The organism is Sphingomonas quercus (genome assembly GCF_018863195.1).
GTDB lineage: Bacteria > Pseudomonadota > Alphaproteobacteria > Sphingomonadales > Sphingomonadaceae > Solisphingomonas > Solisphingomonas quercus.
Genome location: NZ_JAHKRT010000009.1, coordinates 1 through 16956 on the forward strand (window position 1 = coordinate 1; position 16956 = coordinate 16956).

At 67.3% G+C, this 16956-nt stretch carries 17 protein-coding genes and 1 tRNA gene; 5 read left to right on the forward strand and 13 right to left on the reverse strand.

The genetic code is table 11. From position 1 onward, the window contains the following. The first annotated feature begins 218 nt into the window (after positions 1-218). Positions 219-1556: a ferredoxin reductase family protein gene (locus tag KOF26_RS15205; protein WP_216326920.1), complete on the forward strand. Its 1338-nt coding sequence runs from the start codon at positions 219-221 to the stop codon at positions 1554-1556. Between the two features lie 121 nt (positions 1557-1677). Here KOF26_RS15205 and KOF26_RS15210 read toward each other — a convergent pair whose 3' ends face one another. Together KOF26_RS15210 and KOF26_RS15215 are read right to left on the reverse strand one after the other, a co-directional pair. After that, positions 1678-2769, reverse strand: a complete 1092-nt coding sequence (locus KOF26_RS15210) for a glycosyltransferase family 4 protein (RefSeq protein WP_216326922.1) — start codon at positions 2767-2769, stop codon at positions 1678-1680. Beyond that, positions 2766-3620 carry a UDP-2,3-diacylglucosamine diphosphatase gene (locus tag KOF26_RS15215; protein WP_216327424.1) on the reverse strand — a complete coding sequence of 285 codons (855 nt, stop codon included), beginning with the start codon at positions 3618-3620 and terminating at the stop codon, positions 2766-2768. Before KOF26_RS15215 ends, KOF26_RS15210 begins: the two co-directional genes overlap by 4 nt. Before the next feature lie 268 nt (positions 3621-3888). Between KOF26_RS15215 and KOF26_RS15220 the strand changes: the two genes are divergently transcribed. Both KOF26_RS15220 and KOF26_RS15225 read left to right on the forward strand, forming a co-directional pair. Beyond that, positions 3889-4533, forward strand: a complete 645-nt coding sequence (locus KOF26_RS15220) for a class I SAM-dependent methyltransferase (RefSeq protein ID WP_216326924.1) — start codon at positions 3889-3891, stop codon at positions 4531-4533. 16 nt (positions 4534-4549) lie between these two features. Continuing rightward, a complete protein-coding gene (locus KOF26_RS15225) occupies positions 4550-5158 on the forward strand; it encodes a hypothetical protein (RefSeq protein WP_216326927.1) in 609 nt (202 codons plus the stop codon). A 4-nt stretch (positions 5159-5162) separates the two neighbouring features. Here the strand turns inward: KOF26_RS15225 and KOF26_RS15230 are convergent, their stop codons facing one another. Continuing rightward, entirely contained in the window at positions 5163-6809 is a 1647-nt protein-coding gene (locus tag KOF26_RS15230) for an aminotransferase class III-fold pyridoxal phosphate-dependent enzyme (RefSeq protein ID WP_216326930.1), read from the reverse strand. A 34-nt stretch (positions 6810-6843) separates the two neighbouring features. Between KOF26_RS15230 and asd the strand changes: the two genes are divergently transcribed. Next, complete coding sequence (gene asd, locus KOF26_RS15235; protein WP_253201499.1) at positions 6844-7782, forward strand: archaetidylserine decarboxylase; 939 nt, start codon at positions 6844-6846, stop codon at positions 7780-7782. Positions 7783-7909: 127 nt separating this feature from the next. Here the strand turns inward: asd and KOF26_RS15240 are convergent, their stop codons facing one another. From KOF26_RS15240 to KOF26_RS15255, 4 genes are all read right to left on the reverse strand, one after another. Further along, positions 7910-8479, reverse strand: coding sequence for a DUF308 domain-containing protein (locus tag KOF26_RS15240; RefSeq protein WP_216326933.1), 570 nt, complete (start codon positions 8477-8479; stop codon positions 7910-7912). 104 nt (positions 8480-8583) lie between these two features. Beyond that, on the reverse strand, positions 8584-9225 hold the full coding sequence (locus KOF26_RS15245; protein WP_216326936.1) for an NrsF family protein: 642 nt from the start codon (positions 9223-9225) through the stop codon (positions 8584-8586). Then, positions 9215-9718 (reverse strand): sigma-70 family RNA polymerase sigma factor, encoded by a 504-nt coding sequence (locus KOF26_RS15250; protein ID WP_216327430.1) that lies wholly within the window; start codon positions 9716-9718, stop codon positions 9215-9217. Before KOF26_RS15250 ends, KOF26_RS15245 begins: the two co-directional genes overlap by 11 nt. Positions 9719-10029: 311 nt before the next feature. Further along, a tRNA-Gly gene (locus tag KOF26_RS15255) sits at positions 10030-10104 on the reverse strand. Positions 10105-10246: 142 nt separating this feature from the next. On the opposite strand from KOF26_RS15255, the gene KOF26_RS15260 reads away from it, so the two are divergent. Then, positions 10247-10768 carry a gamma carbonic anhydrase family protein gene (locus tag KOF26_RS15260; RefSeq protein ID WP_216326939.1) on the forward strand — a complete coding sequence of 174 codons (522 nt, stop codon included), beginning with the start codon at positions 10247-10249 and terminating at the stop codon, positions 10766-10768. A gap of 52 nt (positions 10769-10820) precedes the next feature. Here KOF26_RS15260 and KOF26_RS15265 read toward each other — a convergent pair whose 3' ends face one another. The 6 genes from KOF26_RS15265 to KOF26_RS15290 all read right to left on the reverse strand — a co-directional run bounded on the left by KOF26_RS15265 (position 10821) and on the right by KOF26_RS15290 (position 16782). Continuing rightward, on the reverse strand, positions 10821-11756 hold the full coding sequence (locus tag KOF26_RS15265; RefSeq protein WP_216326942.1) for a thymidylate synthase: 936 nt from the start codon (positions 11754-11756) through the stop codon (positions 10821-10823). Positions 11757-11811: 55 nt separating this feature from the next. After that, a complete protein-coding gene (locus KOF26_RS15270; RefSeq protein ID WP_216326945.1) occupies positions 11812-12222 on the reverse strand; it encodes a hypothetical protein in 411 nt (136 codons plus the stop codon). A gap of 145 nt (positions 12223-12367) precedes the next feature. Continuing rightward, positions 12368-14185: a translational GTPase TypA gene (typA, locus tag KOF26_RS15275; protein ID WP_216326948.1), complete on the reverse strand. Its 1818-nt coding sequence runs from the start codon at positions 14183-14185 to the stop codon at positions 12368-12370. 97 nt (positions 14186-14282) lie between these two features. Continuing rightward, positions 14283-14384, reverse strand: coding sequence for a DUF2474 family protein (locus KOF26_RS15280; RefSeq protein ID WP_216326952.1), 102 nt, complete (start codon positions 14382-14384; stop codon positions 14283-14285). After that, entirely contained in the window at positions 14384-15391 is a 1008-nt protein-coding gene (cydB, locus tag KOF26_RS15285) for a cytochrome d ubiquinol oxidase subunit II (RefSeq protein ID WP_216326955.1), read from the reverse strand. The genes KOF26_RS15280 and cydB overlap by 1 nt, the downstream gene beginning before the upstream one ends. Further along, positions 15391-16782 (reverse strand): cytochrome ubiquinol oxidase subunit I, encoded by a 1392-nt coding sequence (locus KOF26_RS15290; protein ID WP_216326958.1) that lies wholly within the window; start codon positions 16780-16782, stop codon positions 15391-15393. Before KOF26_RS15290 ends, cydB begins: the two co-directional genes overlap by 1 nt. Between the last annotated feature and the right edge of the window lie 174 nt (positions 16783-16956).

The following is a 16956-nucleotide window of genomic DNA, read 5'->3' on the forward strand; positions in this document are numbered from 1 at the left end:
ATGCCCAGATCACCGGCGGCCTCGCCGTCTACGCCTCGGGCAACTACCTCGCCCGCTTCCACAATCGCGGACAGACCTACGGCGCCAAGATCGGCGCACGGCTGGCCTGGTAGGGCGGGCCGGCGGCACCGCTGGTGTCCGCGCCCGAAAGCGTGTAACGACGCAAACGGCTCCCACCCCTGGATTGTGCGCATTTGCTGCACGAACGCGGAGCCGGCATGCGGAAATTGCGGTGGACATTGTGGAGCCTGCTCGGTGTCACGACGCTGTTGTGGCTGCTCGCCGACCGGTCGCTCTTCCAGACTGCCGGCTTCTTCGCCGTCCGTACGGCGATGGTGCAATATAGCGGCATCCTCGCCATCGCCTTCATGAGCGTGGCGATGATCCTCGCAATCCGCCCGCGCTGGCCGGAGCGCTGGCTCGACGGGCTGGACAAGATGTACCGGCTCCATAAATGGCTCGGGATCGGCGCTCTGGTGCTCGCCATCGTCCATTGGCTGTGGGCGCAGGCGCCAAAATGGGCGGTGGGGCTGGGCTGGATGGCGCGGCGGCCGCGCGTGCCGAGGGCGGCGTCCGGCGACGCCGTAGAACCGCTGTTCGCGTCATTCCGCCACACCGCCGAAATGCTGGGCGAGTGGGCATTCTACGCCGCTGTGCTGTTGATTGCCTTGGCGCTCGTCCGGCGCATCCCCTATCACATCTTCGCGCGAACCCATTGGCTGCTGGCATTGGTCTATGGGGTGCTGGTGGTCCATAGCGTGGTGCTGGTGAAGCCGGCCTATTGGGCCTCGCCGCTCGGGCTGATGCTGGCGGCGTTGCTGGGCTACGCGAGTTGGGCGACCCTGCTCATCCTGACGCGCCTCGCCGGCCGACGGCGCCAGGTGTCCGGCGAGATCACCGCCATCCGCCATTACCCCGGCGTACGATCGGTGGCGGTCGAGATCGAGGTCGCAAAGGGCTGGCCGGGCCACAAGCCGGGTCAATTCGCCTTCGCCGCCTCCGACCCCGCCGAGGGGCCGCATCCTTATACCATCGCGTCGGCCTGGGATGCGCAGGAGCGCCGGATCAGCTTCGTCGCGCGCGAACTCGGCGATCATACGCGCACGCTCTCCCACCGCCTCCGGCTCGGCCAGCAGGTGATGATCGAGGGGCCTTATGGCTGCTTCACCTTCGACGACGATCGCATCCGCCAGATCTGGGTGGCCGGCGGCATCGGCATCACGCCATTCATCGCGCGCATGGATGCGCTCGCCCGACAGCCCGATCCGGGCCGCAGCATCGACCTGTTCCATTGCAGCGCGGAGGTCGATGACCATGCGCTCGCCCGGCTGACGGCGGACGCCGAGGCGGCGAATATCCGGCTCCATATCCTGATCGACGCGCGCGACGGGCTGCTCACCGGCTCACGCATCCGCGCCGCCGTCCCCGCGTGGAACGAGGCGAGCATCTGGTTCTGTGGACCATCCGCCTTCGGCGACAGCCTGCGCCGCGACTTCGCCGCCGAGGGCTTTCCCGTGGAGGCCCATTTCCACCAGGAACTATTCTCGATGCGGTGAGGAAGGCCGCTCAACAAGGCCCGCGAGGCGATGCGCGCGCGATAAACAGGGCGGGGCGACAGCGGCTCGCCATCTTGCGCGGGCGAGGCCGACGCGGCGCCCGAAGGGGCGAGCAGCCGGATTATCCGCGCAGTTGGCCGACGGGCATCGCCGTGTTCGTGGCGCCTCCGCCAGTCGCCCGACCCGCGGGTCGGATCGCAAGCCCGGCGATGAATTGATCGGTGCATTGCTGCCAGCTGTAGCGCTGCGCCTCGGCGACGCAGTCCGCGCCGGAACATGCGAGCGCTCGCGCGATCGCCTGCTCAAGCCGGTGGTCGAGCGCGCCGATCTGCGCGCCGTTCATGCCGCGACCATCGGCGCCGAGGATGTCGATCGGCCCCGGCACCGGGAAGGCCGCGACCGGCAAACCGCTTGCCAGTGCCTCGATCATCACGAGGCCGAAAGTGTCGGTCAGGCTCGGGAAGACGAAGACGTCGGCGGCGGCATAGGCGCTGGCCAGCCGCGCGCCTTGCAGAGCGCCGGTGAACACCGCTTCGGGATAGCGTTGACTGAGCGGCTCCAGTGCCGGGCCGTCGCCGACCACCACCTTCGTGCCCGCAACCGGCGCGTCGAGAAATGCACGCAGGTTCTTTTCCACGGCGACACGCCCCACCGACAGGAGGATCGGCCGCGGCAAGGCGGCGATGCGGTCGTCAGCGGGCGTGGTTGGGAAGAAGACCAGGGGGTCCACGCCTCGTGCCCATCGGTGCGTACGGGCGATAGCGTGTGTCCTCAGCTCCCGTTCGAGTGTCGGTGTCGCCGCAAAGGTTCGCATCGCAGGGGCGTGGAAGCGGGTGATCGCAGGCCAAAACAGCCAATCGGGAAGGTGTGTGCGAACCGCCAGATATCGTGCGAAATGGGTGTGGAACGAGGTCGTGAATGCCATCCCGTTGCGCAGGCACCAGCGACGTGCTGCCCATCCAAGCGGACCCTCGGTCGCGATATGGACCGCGTCCGCCCGGGCCCGATCCAGGCGCGCGGCAACCTCCGCGCCACAACCGATGGCGAGCCGGATTTCCGGATAGGTCGGACATGGCAGGGTGCGAAACTGGCCCGGCGTGATCGTTTCGACGTCGTGCCCGCGGCGAACCAGTTCAGCCGCCGTCGTCGTGAGCGTGCGCACGACGCCGTTGACTTGCGGGGTCCAGGCGTCGCTGACGAGCGCGAGCTTCACGACGCCGCGCTGGCCGCGGCCGCCGCCCGGGGCCGCTCGCCCTCGCGAACTCGGCTTGCCCAGTCGAGGATCTCCATCTTTCCGTCGGCATGTTCGACGAGCGCGGTGCAGCTCTCCACCCAGTCGCCGTCATTATAATAGGTGATGGCCCCGAACTGACGGATCTCGGCTGAGTGGATGTGCCCGCAGACCACGCCGTCGACCTTCGCCTCGGCGGCCGCATGGGCAACGGCCTCTTCGAACGAGCAGATGAACTGCACGGCGTTCTTCACACGCTTCTTGAGGTGCGCGGCAAGGGACCAATAGGGCATGCCGAAGCGGCGCCGAACCGCGTTGACCAGCCGGTTGCTCTTGAGCAGCAGTTCGTAGGCGCTGTCGCCGAGAAAGGCGAGCCACCGAGCATACAGAACAACACCGTCGAAGATGTCGCCGTGCAGGATCAGCAGGCGGCGGCCGTCGGCAGTGATGTGGATGATGTCCGGCAACAGCTCGATGCCGCCGAAGTTCAGCCCGGCATAGTCGCGGAACGCCTCGTCATGGTTGCCCGGCAAATAGACGACGCGGGTGCCATTCTTCGCCTGCTTGAGGATACAGCGCACGATCTCATTGTGCAGCGGCGGCCAGTACCAGCCTTTGCGCAACTGCCAGCCGTCGACAATATCGCCGACCAGATAAAGCGTCTCGCAGTCGATCGAGCGGAGGAAATCGAGCAGCAACTCCGCGTTGCAGCCGGGCGTGCCGAGATGAGTGTCGGAAATCCAGACCGTGCGGAAACGCAACCGCTCCCGGCGCGGTTCAGGCTCGGCAGGCTCCTCGAACCAGCTGGGGAGCCGTTGACGCGCGCCGATGATATTGGCGGGTGGCCGCCAAGCCGTTTCAGGCGCGCGCACGCGCAGGTCTGCGGAGGTCGCGATGGTACGGCTCCCAAACAGAGCGGCCCCCGTTCGGGCCGCGCCCGTTTTCTCGCAAAGAACGAAGACAGTATAATTTCAGATCCTGATCGGAAGCATGACAGCCCCCTCTGCTGCGACGAGGGTCAATACCAGTTTCCGTCACGGATCTGCCGCGACTTTGTAACAACGCTTGTCCATCAGCTGCTCAGCTTCATGGGAGATCGGCATGGCTGTGGCGATGCGAACGGACCGGGTCGCAACGGCTTACGATCGTTGGGCGCCGGCTTATGACCTGTTCTTCGGCCGCGTCTTCCGCCAGGGGCGCAGCGACGCGATCATGGCGGCCGAGCGGATCGGCGGCGAGGTGCTCGAGGTCGGCGTCGGCACGGGCTTGTCGTTGCCGCAATATAGCAGCGCCGTCCGGCTGACGGGTGTCGACATTTCGGACGGAATGCTCGCAAAAGCCCAGGAGCGCGTGCGCGCCCACGGCCTGAGCAACGTCGCGGCGCTCCGGGTGATGGACGCCGAAGCGCTCGAATTCGACGATAACAGCTTCGACGTGGTGGTGGCGCAATATGTCGTGACGGCGGTTCCTGATCCGGAGCGCGCCCTCGATGAATTCGCCCGCGTCGTCCGCCCCGGTGGGGAGATCGTGATCACGACCCGCGTCGGTGCGGACACCGGCGTGCGCCGCCACGTCGAGCGTGTGCTCATGCCGCTGACCAGTCGGCTTGGCTTTCGCACCGAGTTCAGGTGGCGACGCTATCTCGACTGGCTTGCGACGCAGCAGTCGATCCGCCTCGTCGAGCGCCGCCCCCTGCCGCCGCTCGGTCATTTCTCGCTCGTCCGTTTCGTCAAGCAGGACGGCTGACGCAAAGGAGATCCCCATGTCGAGCTTTCGGGAACAACTGCGCGAACAGCGCTGGGACGATCATCGCTTTTACCATCACAGCCTGATCAACCAGAGCCTGCACCTGCTGAGCGCATGCACCTTCCTCGCCTGCTATGGTCTCCTGTTCGTCGACCCTGCAGCCGCAGCGCTGATCGCCTGGACGGTGTCCATGACGAGCCGGCAGGCCGGCCATTTCTTCTTCGAGCCAAGGGGCTATGACAACGTCAACGGCGTCACGCATCGATTCAAGGAAGAGGTCAAGGTCGGCTACAATCTGGTGCGCAAGCTGGTGCTCACCTTATTCTGGGCGGCGGCGCCGCTGCTGCTGCTTGCCGCGCCGGCGTTGTTCGGGCTCCTTGAGGCGCGGCCGGGCGTCGCGGGCTTTCTCCACAATCTCGGCCTCATCTGGCTGGTGCTGGGCTGCGCGGCACTGGTGTTCCGCATGGTGCAGCTCTTCTTCATCCGCGACGTGATGACCGGCATCGTCTGGGCGACGAAGATTCTCACCGATCCATTCCATGACATCTCGCTCTACTGGCGTGCGCCGGCGCGGCTGATGCGCGGCGAGCGCCTCGGTCACGGCTTCGTCGCGGCGTCGCGCTGAAGATTCAGCCGCGGCGGACCATCTCGCGGAGGATCTTGCGGCGCACGCGCGTGTCGGTGGCACCGTCCGCCACCCACCACCAGCCGTCCGCCGCCATGGTGCGCGCCGCAGTAACGAAGCGATCGACGACCTCGGCGAAATCGTCGTCGGTATAGGCCAGGCTGAAGATCAGGCGGCCGGTGCCGACCCAGCTGAGCGCCAGGCCCTGAGCGCGGAGATAATATTGCAGCATCCAGTTGTAGCGCGACGGCCGTTCGAACTGGACCGACCAGATCGTGCCGAGCGCGGCGATGCGCAGCGGCAGGCCATGCTCGGCGAGACGGCGATCGAGCGTCTCGGCGCGCATCCGCAAGCGTTCGTCCAGGCCTTCGTAGAGCGCGTCACCGGAGGGGCCTTCGATGTGACGGAGGAAGGCGTCCATCGACCCCATCACATGGGGGTGGGCATTGAACGTGCCGCGCGCGAAGCAGATGTCCGCCGGCCGATCGGCGCGCGAACGGCGCATCAGTTCAGCGCGCCCGCAGACGACGCCGATCGGCAGCCCGCCGCCAACCGTCTTGCCATAGGTGACCATGTCCGGCTGTACGCCGAAATACTCGCATGCGCCGCCGCGGGCGAGGCGGAAGCCGGTGAACACTTCGTCGATGATGAAGACGATGCCGTTCGCACGGGCGACCTCGGCGAGCCGCGCCAGCCACGCGGCATAGGTGGCGCGACAGACTCCGCCGAGACGGCGTCCTGCGACCAGCGCGGAGTCACCCGGCGCGCCCCCATTGGGGTGCATCGCCTGGAGCGGATTCACCAGCACGCAGGCGATGTCCTTGCGCCGGGCGAGCACCGCCAGCGAGCGCTCGCTCATATCCGCAAGCGTCAGCGTCCGGTCTGCCGGCGTCGGGTTGCCGACGCCCGGCTGCACCTCGCCCCACCAGCCATGATAGGCGCCGGCGAAGCGCACGATGCGCGCGCGGCCGGTGTGATAGCGGGCGAGCTGCACCGCCTGCATCACCGCCTCCGTCCCCGACATGTGGAACGAGACCTCGTCCAGGCCGGAGATCGCTTTCAACCGGCGGATGTTGTCGGCGACGACCGGGTGGAGTGTGCCGAGGACCGGCCCCAGCGCCTCCACCGTGCGTGCGCCCTCGGCGATCATCGCCTTGTAGGCATCGGTGCCCAGCAGGTTGAGCCCAAAGGAACCGGTGAGATCGTAGAATTGGTTGCCGTCGGCATCGGTCAGCGTCACGCCGCTCGACGCGACCGCCACTGCGCCCGAGGGGAGCGCCTCCCGCACCTTGCGGCTGAACTGGAAAGGGACGCGATAGGCTGTGGTGAACTGCAGGTCCGACAGCCCGCCGCCCATCTCGGCGGCGAGCGCCTTTGTTTTCGGGAAGCGCTCGGCATAGAGCGCCGCCAGCCGATCGAATCCCGCCTCACGCTGGGCAGCGATGTCGGCCGGCGCGTCGTCGGCGCGGAAGAAGCGCTCCTCGCCAAGCTCATAGAAGCGGATCAGCCTGGCGACTTTGCGCGACATGCGCGCGTGGCCGGTGAGTGAACGGTGTTTCGCCTGTGACAGAGCGAGGCGCGCCCACGCGCTGGGGGCGGCGGCGAGCAGCGCCAGCGCGCCGGCAGCGACGGGAAGAGCATAGTCGGGCATGGCTGCCGAGATACTATGGGGATGGGACGGAGCGATGACATTGCCACCCCTCAACCGGGCGCTGCGTCGCCGTCCTGCGAACCGCCGGAGCCCGGGGCGCACGACGCTGATACGGCGGCTGATGATGCAGGAGGACATCAACTTCCTCCTCACCAATCGCATTCCGCGGCTGGCGCTAACGCGAGCGATGGGGCGGATCAGCAAGATCGAGACGCCGTTGCTGGCGCGCGCCTCGATCGCTTTGTGGCGCAAATTCTGCGACGTCGACCTCGCCGATGCCGATGCGGCTCGCTACGCATCGTTGCAGGCCGCGTTCGTCCGCCGCCTGCGTCCCGGCGCCCGCCCGGTCGAGGACGATCCATCCGTTCTCGTCAGCCCGTGCGACGCGATCGTCGGAGCGCACGGCCCGATCGTCGCGGGCGGGATGCACCAGATCAAGGGCTTCCCCTATACTCTGACGGATCTGCTGGGTGACGATGCCGACGCCGAGCCGTTTCGTGGCGGATATTTCGTGACGTTGCGGCTGACGGCAGGAATGTACCACCGTTTTCACGCGCCGCACGATCTCGTCGTGGAACGCGTCCGTTACATTGCCGGTGACACCTGGAACGTCAACCCGATCGCGCTCCGGCGGATCGAGCGCTTGTTCTGCAAGAACGAGCGCGCGCCGATCAGCGTCCGCCTCGATGCGGGCGGGCTGCCCTTGATGCTGGTTCCGGTGGCGGCAGTGCTGGTGGCGAGCATCCGCCTGCCATTTCTGGAGGAGGTGGCTGGTCGCCACGCCCGCGGCATCGGGACCATGCGGCTTGCCTGCCCCTTCGCCAAGGGCGAGGAGATGGGCTGGTTCGAACATGGCTCCACGATCCTGATGCTTGCCCCGCCGGGGCTTTCCTTCGCGCCGGCGGTCGAGGAGGGGCGCCTGATACGAATGGGCCAGCCGCTCATGCTCCTGCCCGGGATCAGGGCCGGGTGATCGGGAGCGCAAGCGGCGGCAGGTCCAGGCCTGATCATCCGCTTGGACTCCCGAGACGCCGCTCCTGAACTGGCATTCTCCAGCCAGTCCATGACCCTGGCTGGCCAACGCCCCCCCGGCAGACATGTCAGCGCAATGTCGGGCGCGACCGCAGCGCAAGCACGATGGCCGAGATCGCGAAGTAGATGGCGCCGAACGCCGCATAGGGGGCGACGTCGGCGACGCCCAGGGTGAGCGAGGCGTCGCCCGCGCGCCGCAGCATGAACACCCCGGCCAAGGCCGATTGCGCGCCGCTGAGGATCATCGGCCATTGCGCATCGGCGCTGCGCCACCGGCTGACGGCCGTCGCCAATTGCAGGATGCCCGCCAGCGTCGCCCAGATGCCGATGACGCCGAGGACGGCATGGAAGCCGCGCGGCACGCTCACGATCACCGCAAGCGTCACCGCCGCGCTCACCACGGCGTTGAAAGTCTGCGTCGGGTTGGCGCGCAGGCCGCCATTGCGGCGCGCATCGGCATAATTGGCCAGACAGTCCCACAGCGGATAGGCGACGATCAGTCCGACCGCAGCCGGCGACAGGGATCGCCCGATCGCGAACGCCAACGCCACCCAGGCGGCGGAGAACAATGCGCGGCCGGCATAATAGCGTTGCAGCCATTGGTCGGCGGGGCGAGGAGCGACAGCGGCGGTGTTCATGGTCAGGGTCCTTTCTTGGGCGCGAGCATGCGGCGCCGCGCCACGGCGGGGCGGCGGGTTCGAGGTTGGTGGGGAGCGAGCGGCGGATGGGCCGCTTGATCAGATCACAGGCGGAAGTGACGGGGCAGCAGCCATCGGCCGAGCGCGGCGACGGCGGTGCACCCCACGCAATACCAGATGAGGACGTAAAGCGGGTCGTTCATCGGGCAGCACAGGGTGAAGACCAGCGCGCCGCTCGTGCCTGCCGCCAGCCCGGCGGCGAATGCGCTGGACTGAGGGAAGACAGGCGCTGCGCGTCGCATCATCGCGCGCAACACGGCAAGCAACGGCAAGGCCAGGACGATGATCGACACGGCGCACAGCATGCCCCGAGCCGGCGACACCCGGGCGATGAGCGGCTGCTGGATGTCCGCCGTGAAGGCGAGGAAAGCTCCCACGGTCACCGCCAGGCCTGCGACACCAACGGCGAGCCTAAGCCCGCGCCGAGGCGACCGGTGCGGCGAGAAGGACCGCATCGCAACGGTGCAGCTCAGGCCTGCGAGGATGGCAAGGCTGCCGATCTTCCACGTCATGAAGGACGATCCGATCATCTGCGCCATGTCCGGCCGCATCAGGCCGGCCGCCACGATCAGCGCGCCCTCGACGACCGCGACAGCCAGCAGCAGCAGCGCCTCGCGGGTCATGCTGCGCCGTCTGACGGGCGTCAGCCCTGCGGCGAGGTTGAGGATCAGGGCGTCATTCGACATCGCGGCTCTTCTCGACAAGGGCGGTCAGGCGGGCGAGACCGCGATGGATATTCATCTTGACGGCGGACGGGGACAGGCCGGTTTCCCGGGAGGCATCCTCGATGCTGTGGCCGTGCAGCTTGACCAGTCGGATCACCTGAGCCTGCGCCGGACGAAGTTCATCGAGGAGGCTCGCGAGCACCGAGGCGCTCGTCACGGAGCTTTCGTGATCCCCGACCGACAGTGTTTCTGCGATCTCCTCTGTCGGCCGGCGGCCGAGGCTGCGGAGCTGGTCGACCCACTTGCGCCTGGCGATTGCCGCCAGCCACGGCGCGAGCGGAAGTTGCGGGTCGTAGGTATGACGGCGGCGATGCACGGCGAGCAATGTTTCCTGCACGGCATCGTCGACCTCGGCGGGCGGAAGGCGCCGCTGGAAATAGCGGTGAAGCCATTCGGAAACCTCGGACAGCAGCCGCTGATAGGCGCCGGCGTGCCCATCCTGTGCCGCTGCCATCAGCCCGCCCCACACATCCGCCGCGGGGTCGGCGCGGTCGACGCCGTGCAGCGGCGCACGCGGCGATGTCGGCACCAGTCTTGAGAGCGGGGTCAGGCGCATGCAGCCTTATTCGCCGGCAAGCTGGCTGAGGTCACCATCACCGTGAAATTTTTTGGACGCGACGACGATTTGATCCTGGCCGGCCGATCGTCGTCTTCTGATCGGGCCGCGCTTATCGCAAGCGGCGCGCCGGGGAGCGGCTATTGAGTGCCTCAAGCCGGCGCGGCCTGGGCTTTTCCGGCGTGGGCGGTCACCGGCGAAGGTGGAACTGGAGCGGACGATGGGATTCGAACCCACGACATCCTGCTTGGAAGGCAGGAACTCTACCGCTGAGTTACGTCCGCTCGCGCCACCGAGATATCTACTGCGCCCGCGTTCCGCAACCACCGATGATCCGCGCAACTGGCGGGTCGGATGCGAGGTGCAAAAGGTCGGGTGCTGGTGTAGCAGGGGCGTCGCGGTTGGCCGCAGCTCGGGGATTATCGGATGTCGCTTCACACGCTCGACCAGGAAACGCCCGTCCTTGCCGATCCGGACCGTGTTTACATCGCGCCGGGGGCACGGCTGATCGGCCGCATCCATGTCGGGCTGGACGTGTCGATATGGTTCAACGTCGTGATCCGCGGCGACAATGACCTGATCGCCATCGGCGATCGCACCAACATCCAGGACGGCGCCATCGTCCATGCCGATCCCGGCGTGCCGGCGACGATCGGCCCGGACTGCACGATTGGCCATCGCGCCATCGTCCATGGAGCGACGATCGGCGCCGGCAGCCTGATCGGCATGGGCGCGACCGTGCTGAACGGGGCGGTGATCGGCGCCAACAGCCTGGTCGGCGCCAACGCGCTGGTCACCGAGGGCAAGGTGTTCCCGGAAGGATCGTTGATCGTCGGCACTCCGGCCAAGCTCGTCCGGCCGCTGACCCCCGCCGAGATCGAGGGGCTGCGCAAGTCAGCGGAAGGCTATGTCGCCAATGGCCGTCGCTTCGCCGCAGGGCTGAGCTAGTCCCGCCCGCGTCTTCGCAGACGGCCGAGACTTCAGGGCCGGGGCCGCTGCGCTAGACCGCCACATCGCCGTGAATGGCGGGGTGGGGGTCGTAGCCGTCGACGACGAAATCTTCGATGCGATAGCCGTCGATCGACTCCGCCTTGCGCGCCAGCCGCATCGTCGGAAAGGCGCGTGGGGTGCGGGCGAGCTGCTCCCGCGCCTGCTCGACATGGTTGAGATAGATGTGGACGTCGCCGCCGACCCAGATCAGCTCGCCGGGCTCCAGATCGGCCTGTTGCGCGAGCATCAGCAGAAGCGCGGCGCCGCCGGTGAAATTGAACGCGGCACCCAGGAACAGGTCGCACGAGCGCTGGAAGATCAGGCAGTTCAGCCGCCCGCGCGACGTGACATGGAACTGGTAGACCATGTGGCAGGGCGGCAGCGCCATGCGATCCAGTTCCCCGACATTCCATGCGTGGAACAGCATGCGGCGGCTGGCCGGGTTGCGGCGGAGCGTGTCGACCAGCGTGGCGATCTGGTCATGCTCGCGGCCCTCGGCATCGAGCCAGCGGCGCCACTGCTTGCCGTAGACGGGGCCGAGATCGCCCCATTGCGCGGCGAAAGCCTCGTCGGCGAGGATGCGCGCCTCGAAATCCCCCTGCGCGATGGCCTCGCCGGTGGCCTTGCGATAATGGGCGAGCGGCCAATCCGTCCAGATGCGGACCTTGTCCTTCAGCAGGTCGCGGATGTTGGTGCCGCCGGTCAGGAACCACAGCATCTCGCGCACCGCCGGCTTCCAGTAGACGCGTTTGGTCGTCAGGATCGGCACCTGTCCGCCAGACAGGTCGAAGCGTAACAGCTCTCCGAAGACCGATCGCGTGCCGATACCGGTGCGATCTATGCGCTCGTCGCCATGGGCGAGGATGCGCTCGAGCAGGTCGAGATACTGATATTCGGGATGCCTCGATGCCAAGGTCGTCGCTCCGCCGCAGATCGGGCGAGACATGGCGGCATGCGCCGGAAAAGAAAAGGCCCGGCGCCTGGCCGGGCCTTTCAACGGATCAGTTGCAGCTTTCGACCGGCACCGTGCGGCCGATATAGGGATCGAACACCGGACGGGTCACGCAGCTGCGGTAATAGACCGGCGGCGGGGGCGGCGGCGCGTAGTAGCTGTCATAATAGGACGGGCCGACATAGCCATAGGCTGGCGCGCCGCCATAATAGCGCGGCTGGCTGGCGATCGCGGCGCCGATGCCGACGCCGAGCAGGCCAAGACCCACCGCCGCGCCCGTGCTCACGCCACGACGCGGGTAATAGCCGCGACCATAATAGCCGCCATGATATCCGCGGCTATAGCCATAACCGTGGCCGCCGCGCCCGTAATAGCGGGCGGCTTCGGCAGGCGTGGCAGCCGCGCCCGCAATCGTCGCGCCAAGCAGCAGGGCGGCAATCGCCTTGTTGAACCGTGCCATTGCTTCGTCTCCTCATCCGGTGAGCCGAGCGAATCAGCGTACCACCACAAGACAGGTTCCTAAACCCCGGCACCTGAACGATGGGGGAATGGCCCGTTAAGCAACCGTCCAGCCGGCAGGACGCGGTCGATGCCGCGGCCCGGCATCAGGCCGAGGCGGCTGCCCGGCTCGCCTTCTTGCGCTCGTGCGGGTCGAGATAGCGCTTGCGCAGGCGGATCGACTTGGGCGTCACCTCGACCAGCTCGTCCTCGTCGATATAAGCGATCGCCTGCTCCAGCGTCAGCCGCTTGGGCGGGGTGAGGCGTAGCGCGTCGTCCTTGCCGGAGGCGCGGAAGTTGGTGAGCTGCTTGGACTTCATCGGATTGACCTCGAGGTCATCCGTCTTGGCGTTCTCGCCGATCACCATGCCCTCGTAGATGGGCTCGCCGGGCGAGACCATCAGCACCCCACGCTCCTCCAGATAGCCGAGCGCATAGCCCACCGCCTCGCCGGTGCCGTTGGAGATCAGGACGCCGTTCTGCCGGCCGGCGATCGGGCCTTTGTAGGGGCCGTACTTCTCGAACAGCCGGTTCATGATGCCGGTGCCGCGCGTGTCCGAAAGGAACTCGCCATGATAGCCGATCAGGCCGCGCGACGGCGCGGAGAAGGTGATGCGGGTCTTGCCGCCGCCGGACGGCCGCATGTCGGTGAGCTCGGCCTTGCGCAGGTTCATCTTCTCGACCACCGTCCCGGAGAATTCCTCGTCGACGTCGATGACGACCGTCTCGTAAGGCTCCTCGCGGCCATTCTCGCCGTCGCGCAGCAGCACGCGCGGGCGCGAGATGCCAAGCTCGAAGCCCTCGCGGCGCATCGTCTCGATCAGCACGCCGAGCTGAAGCTCGCCGCGGCCGGCGACTTCGAAGCTGTCCTTGTCGGCGCTCTCGGTGACGCGGATGGCGACGTTCGATTCCGCCTCGCGCAGCAGGCGGTCGCGGATCATGCGCGACGTCACCTTGCTGCCCTCGCGGCCGGCGAACGGGCTGTCGTTCACCGCGAAGCGCATCGACAGCGTCGGCGGGTCGATCGGCTGGGCGGCGAGCGGCGTGGTGACGGACGTGTCCGCGATGGTGTTGGCCACCGTCGCCACGGTGAGGCCGGCGAGGCTGATGATGTCGCCCGCCTTCGCCTCGTCCACCGGCACCCGCTCCAGCCCGCGGAAGGACATGATCTTCGTGGCGCGGCCGGTCTCGATGACATTGCCGTCGGCGTCGAGCGCGTGGATCGGCTGGTTCAGCTTCAGCGTGCCGGAATTGACCCGGCCGGTGAGGATGCGGCCGACGAAATTGTCGCGGTCGAGCAGCGTGACGAGGAAGGTGAAGGCCGCGTCCGGATCGACCTTCGGCGCGGACACGTGGCTGACGATCTTGTTGAACAACGGCTCCAGCGTGCCCTCGCGGGCGTCCGGATTCTCGTTGGCATAGCCATTGCGGCCCGAGGCATAGAGCACCGGGAAGTCGAGCTGCTCGTCATTGGCCTCGAGGCTGACGAACAGGTCGAACACCTCGTCCAGCACTTCCTGGATGCGCCCGTCGGGGCGGTCCACCTTGTTGACGACGACGATCGGCTTGAGGCCAAGCGCCAGCGCCTTGCCGGTGACGAACTTGGTTTGCGGCATAGCGCCTTCCGAGGCATCGACGAGCAGGATGACGCCGTCGACCATCGACAGGATGCGTTCCACCTCGCCGCCGAAATCGGCGTGGCCGGGGGTGTCGACGATGTTGATGCGGGTGCCCTGCCAGTCCACCGAGGTGCATTTGGCGAGGATGGTGATGCCGCGCTCCTTCTCCAGGTCGTTCGAGTCCATGGCGCGCTCTTCGACGCGCTGGTTGTCGCGGAAGGTGCCGGACTGGCGGAACAGCTGGTCGACGAGAGTGGTCTTGCCATGATCGACATGCGCGATGATGGCCACGTTGCGGAGGCTCATGAGAATTCCTGGCTGAGCGGGAGCGGTTTGGCGGCGCCCATAGCCGAAATGGTGCGCCGCGGCTAGGGCCTGTGCCTATAATTGGCGCACGCCCTGCCTAGGGATGCAGCGCCCAGCGGATGACCAGCGAGACGACGCCGAGGGCCGCCACGCTGCCGGCCCAGATCGCCACCAGCCAGCCGATGCGCCGCGCCCACATCAATGATAGCCATGCTCGCCGACCTTGCCCCGGAACACCCAGTAGGACCAGCCGGTATAGGCGAGGATCAGGGGCACCATCACCGCGGTGCCGACCAGCATGAACAGCTGGCTCCGGGCAGGCGCCGCCGCCTCCCAGATCGTCACGCGGCCGGGGATCACGTCCGGCCAGAAGGAGATGGCGAGGCCGGCGAGCGTGCAGGCGAACAGGCCGAGCGTCCAGAAGAAGGGCTGCTCGTCGCGTCCGCCGCCGATGCCGCGCCACGCCATCAAGGCGCAGAACGCGACGAGCAGCGGCATCGGCACCGTCACGAACAGGCCCGGCGCGACGAACCAGCGCTCATAATATTTGCCGTCGAGGAAGGGCGTCGCCGCGCTCACCGCCAGCACCGCCACCAGCATCGCCGGCAACAGCAGGCGGGCAAAGCGGCGGGCGTCGTCATGTACGCGCCCTTCGGTTTTCCACACCAGCCAGCCGGCGCCGAGCAGCGCGTAGGAGATCAGCAAGGCCGCGCCGGTGAGCAGGCTGAACGGGCTCAGCCAATCCCACCAGCCGCCGGCATAGGCACGCCCGGAAATCTCGACGCCCTGGAGCAGCGCGCCCAGCGTCACGCCCTGCGCCAGCGTCGCCACGATCGAGCCCGCGCAAAACGCCGCGTCCCACAGCGCACGGTGGCCCGGATCGCGCCACCGGAACTCGAACGCCACGCCGCGGAAGACCAGCCCGAGCAGCATCGCGATCAGCGGCGTGTAGAGCGCCGGCAGGATGATCGCATAGGCGAGTGGGAAAGCCGCCATCAGCCCGCCGCCGCCCAGCACCAGCCAGGTCTCGTTGCCGTCCCACACCGGCGCGATGGCGTTCATCGCCGCATCCCGCTCGCGCCCGACGCGGAAGAAGGGGAAGAGGATGCCGATGCCGAGATCGAACCCGTCCATCACCACATACATGGTCACCGCGAAGGCGATGATCATCGCCCAGACCACCGTCAGGTCGAAATCCACGCCCATCAGCCTTCTCCCCGCTGGGCCGCCTGCGGCGCCGCCATGCGCGGCGTCGCCCGGGGGTCCGGCTCGCCGGGCTCCGGCGGCGCGGCCATCAGGCGCAGGATGTACCAGCTGCCGGCACCGAATACCGAGAAATAGATCAGCACGAAGGCGATCAGCGACCCGCCCACGCCCGGCGCCGCGATCGGCGAGACGGCGTCGGCGGTGCGCAACTGTCCGTAGATCACCCAGGGCTGGCGGCCGACCTCCGTCGTCACCCAGCCGGCGATCACCGCCACGAATCCCGCCGGCCCGAGCGCCAGCGCCAGCCGATGCATCCAGCGCCAGTCGTAAAGCCGCCCCGCCAGCCGGGCGACGAGGCTCCACATGCCCAGCGCGATCATCAGCAGCCCGAGACCGACCATGATGCGGAACGACCAGAAGATGATGCGCGCCGGCGGCCGATCCGCTTTGGGTAACGACTTCAGGCCCTTGAGCGGCGCGTTGGGATCGTGGCGCAGGATCAGCGAGGAGAGCTTGGGAATCTCGATCGCGGCGTGCACCGTTGCCGCCTCGTCATCGGGGATGCCGAACAGCACCAGCGGCGCGCCGTCCGGGTGATCCTCATAATGGCCTTCCATCGCCATCACCTTGGCCGGCTGATGCTCCAGCGTGTTGAGGCCGTGCTGGTCGCCGACGAGCAGTTGCACGGGTGCCACCAGCGCCGCCATCCACATCGCCATCGAGAACATCCGCCGCACCTGCGGCGTCGCCCGCCCCTTCAGCAGGTGCCACGCTCCCACGCCGCCCACCGCCAGCGCGGTGGTGAGATAGGCGGCGATGACGGTGTGGACGAGGCGATAGGGGAAGCTGGGGTTGAAGATGATCGGTAGCCACGATCCCGCCGGCACGAATTGCCCATCGGCATTCGTCGTGAAGCCCTGCGGCGTCTGCATCCAGCTGTTCACCGAGAGAATCCAGAACGCCGAGATGAAGGTGCCGACCGCGACCATCAAGGTGGCGCCGAAGTGCAGGCCCTTGCCGACCTTCGCGGTGCCGAACAGCATCACGCCGAGGAATCCCGCCTCCAGGAAGAAGGCGGTGAGCACCTCATAGGCCATCAGCGGGCCGACCACCGGTCCGGCCTTGTCGGAGAATACCGACCAGTTGGTGCCGAACTGGTAGGACATGACGATGCCGGAAACGACACCCATCGCGAAGGCGACGGCGAAGATCTTTACCCAGTAGCGGAACAGGTCGAGATATTCGGACCGCCCCGTCTTCAGCCACAGCCCCTCCAGCACGGCGAGATAGCTCGCCAGCCCGATCGAAAAGCTCGGGAAAATGAAGTGGAACGAGACGGTGAACGCGAACTGCGCGCGCGCGAGCACCAGCGCGGTATCGGCATCGGTCATTTCTGCTCCCCTGGCCTTGAAGCAGCCGGACCTCCAATAGGCCCGGATCGGGCGACGCGCACCCCATATCTGAGTACATAAGAGCCATACGAATGCATGGGGTGCAACCGAGGCGGCGCTTGAACGCGGGCGCTTTCCCCGCCATCTTCGCCAGCGACCAACGACAAGGGCATC

What these genes read in the sequence shown, in the direction of transcription:
- KOF26_RS15205 (WP_216326920.1), top strand. Translation starts at nt 219, where the DNA reads ATGCGGAAATTGCGGTGGACATTGTGGAGCCTGCTCGGTGTCACGACG.
- KOF26_RS15220 (WP_216326924.1), top strand. Translation starts at nt 3,889, where the DNA reads ATGGCTGTGGCGATGCGAACGGACCGGGTCGCAACGGCTTACGATCGT.
- KOF26_RS15225 (WP_216326927.1), top strand. Translation starts at nt 4,550, where the DNA reads ATGTCGAGCTTTCGGGAACAACTGCGCGAACAGCGCTGGGACGATCAT.
- KOF26_RS15230 (WP_216326930.1), bottom strand. Translation starts at nt 6,809, where the DNA reads ATGCCCGACTATGCTCTTCCCGTCGCTGCCGGCGCGCTGGCGCTGCTC.
- asd (WP_253201499.1), top strand. Translation starts at nt 6,844, where the DNA reads ATGACATTGCCACCCCTCAACCGGGCGCTGCGTCGCCGTCCTGCGAAC.
- KOF26_RS15240 (WP_216326933.1), bottom strand. Translation starts at nt 8,479, where the DNA reads ATGAACACCGCCGCTGTCGCTCCTCGCCCCGCCGACCAATGGCTGCAA.
- KOF26_RS15245 (WP_216326936.1), bottom strand. Translation starts at nt 9,225, where the DNA reads ATGTCGAATGACGCCCTGATCCTCAACCTCGCCGCAGGGCTGACGCCC.
- KOF26_RS15250 (WP_216327430.1), bottom strand. Translation starts at nt 9,718, where the DNA reads ATGGCAGCGGCACAGGATGGGCACGCCGGCGCCTATCAGCGGCTGCTG.
- KOF26_RS15260 (WP_216326939.1), top strand. Translation starts at nt 10,247, where the DNA reads ATGTCGCTTCACACGCTCGACCAGGAAACGCCCGTCCTTGCCGATCCG.
- KOF26_RS15265 (WP_216326942.1), bottom strand. Translation starts at nt 11,756, where the DNA reads ATGTCTCGCCCGATCTGCGGCGGAGCGACGACCTTGGCATCGAGGCAT.
- KOF26_RS15270 (WP_216326945.1), bottom strand. Translation starts at nt 12,222, where the DNA reads ATGGCACGGTTCAACAAGGCGATTGCCGCCCTGCTGCTTGGCGCGACG.
- typA (WP_216326948.1), bottom strand. Translation starts at nt 14,185, where the DNA reads ATGAGCCTCCGCAACGTGGCCATCATCGCGCATGTCGATCATGGCAAG.
- KOF26_RS15280 (WP_216326952.1), bottom strand. Translation starts at nt 14,384, where the DNA reads ATGTGGGCGCGGCGCATCGGCTGGCTGGTGGCGATCTGGGCCGGCAGC.
- cydB (WP_216326955.1), bottom strand. Translation starts at nt 15,391, where the DNA reads ATGGGCGTGGATTTCGACCTGACGGTGGTCTGGGCGATGATCATCGCC.
- KOF26_RS15290 (WP_216326958.1), bottom strand. Translation starts at nt 16,782, where the DNA reads ATGACCGATGCCGATACCGCGCTGGTGCTCGCGCGCGCGCAGTTCGCG.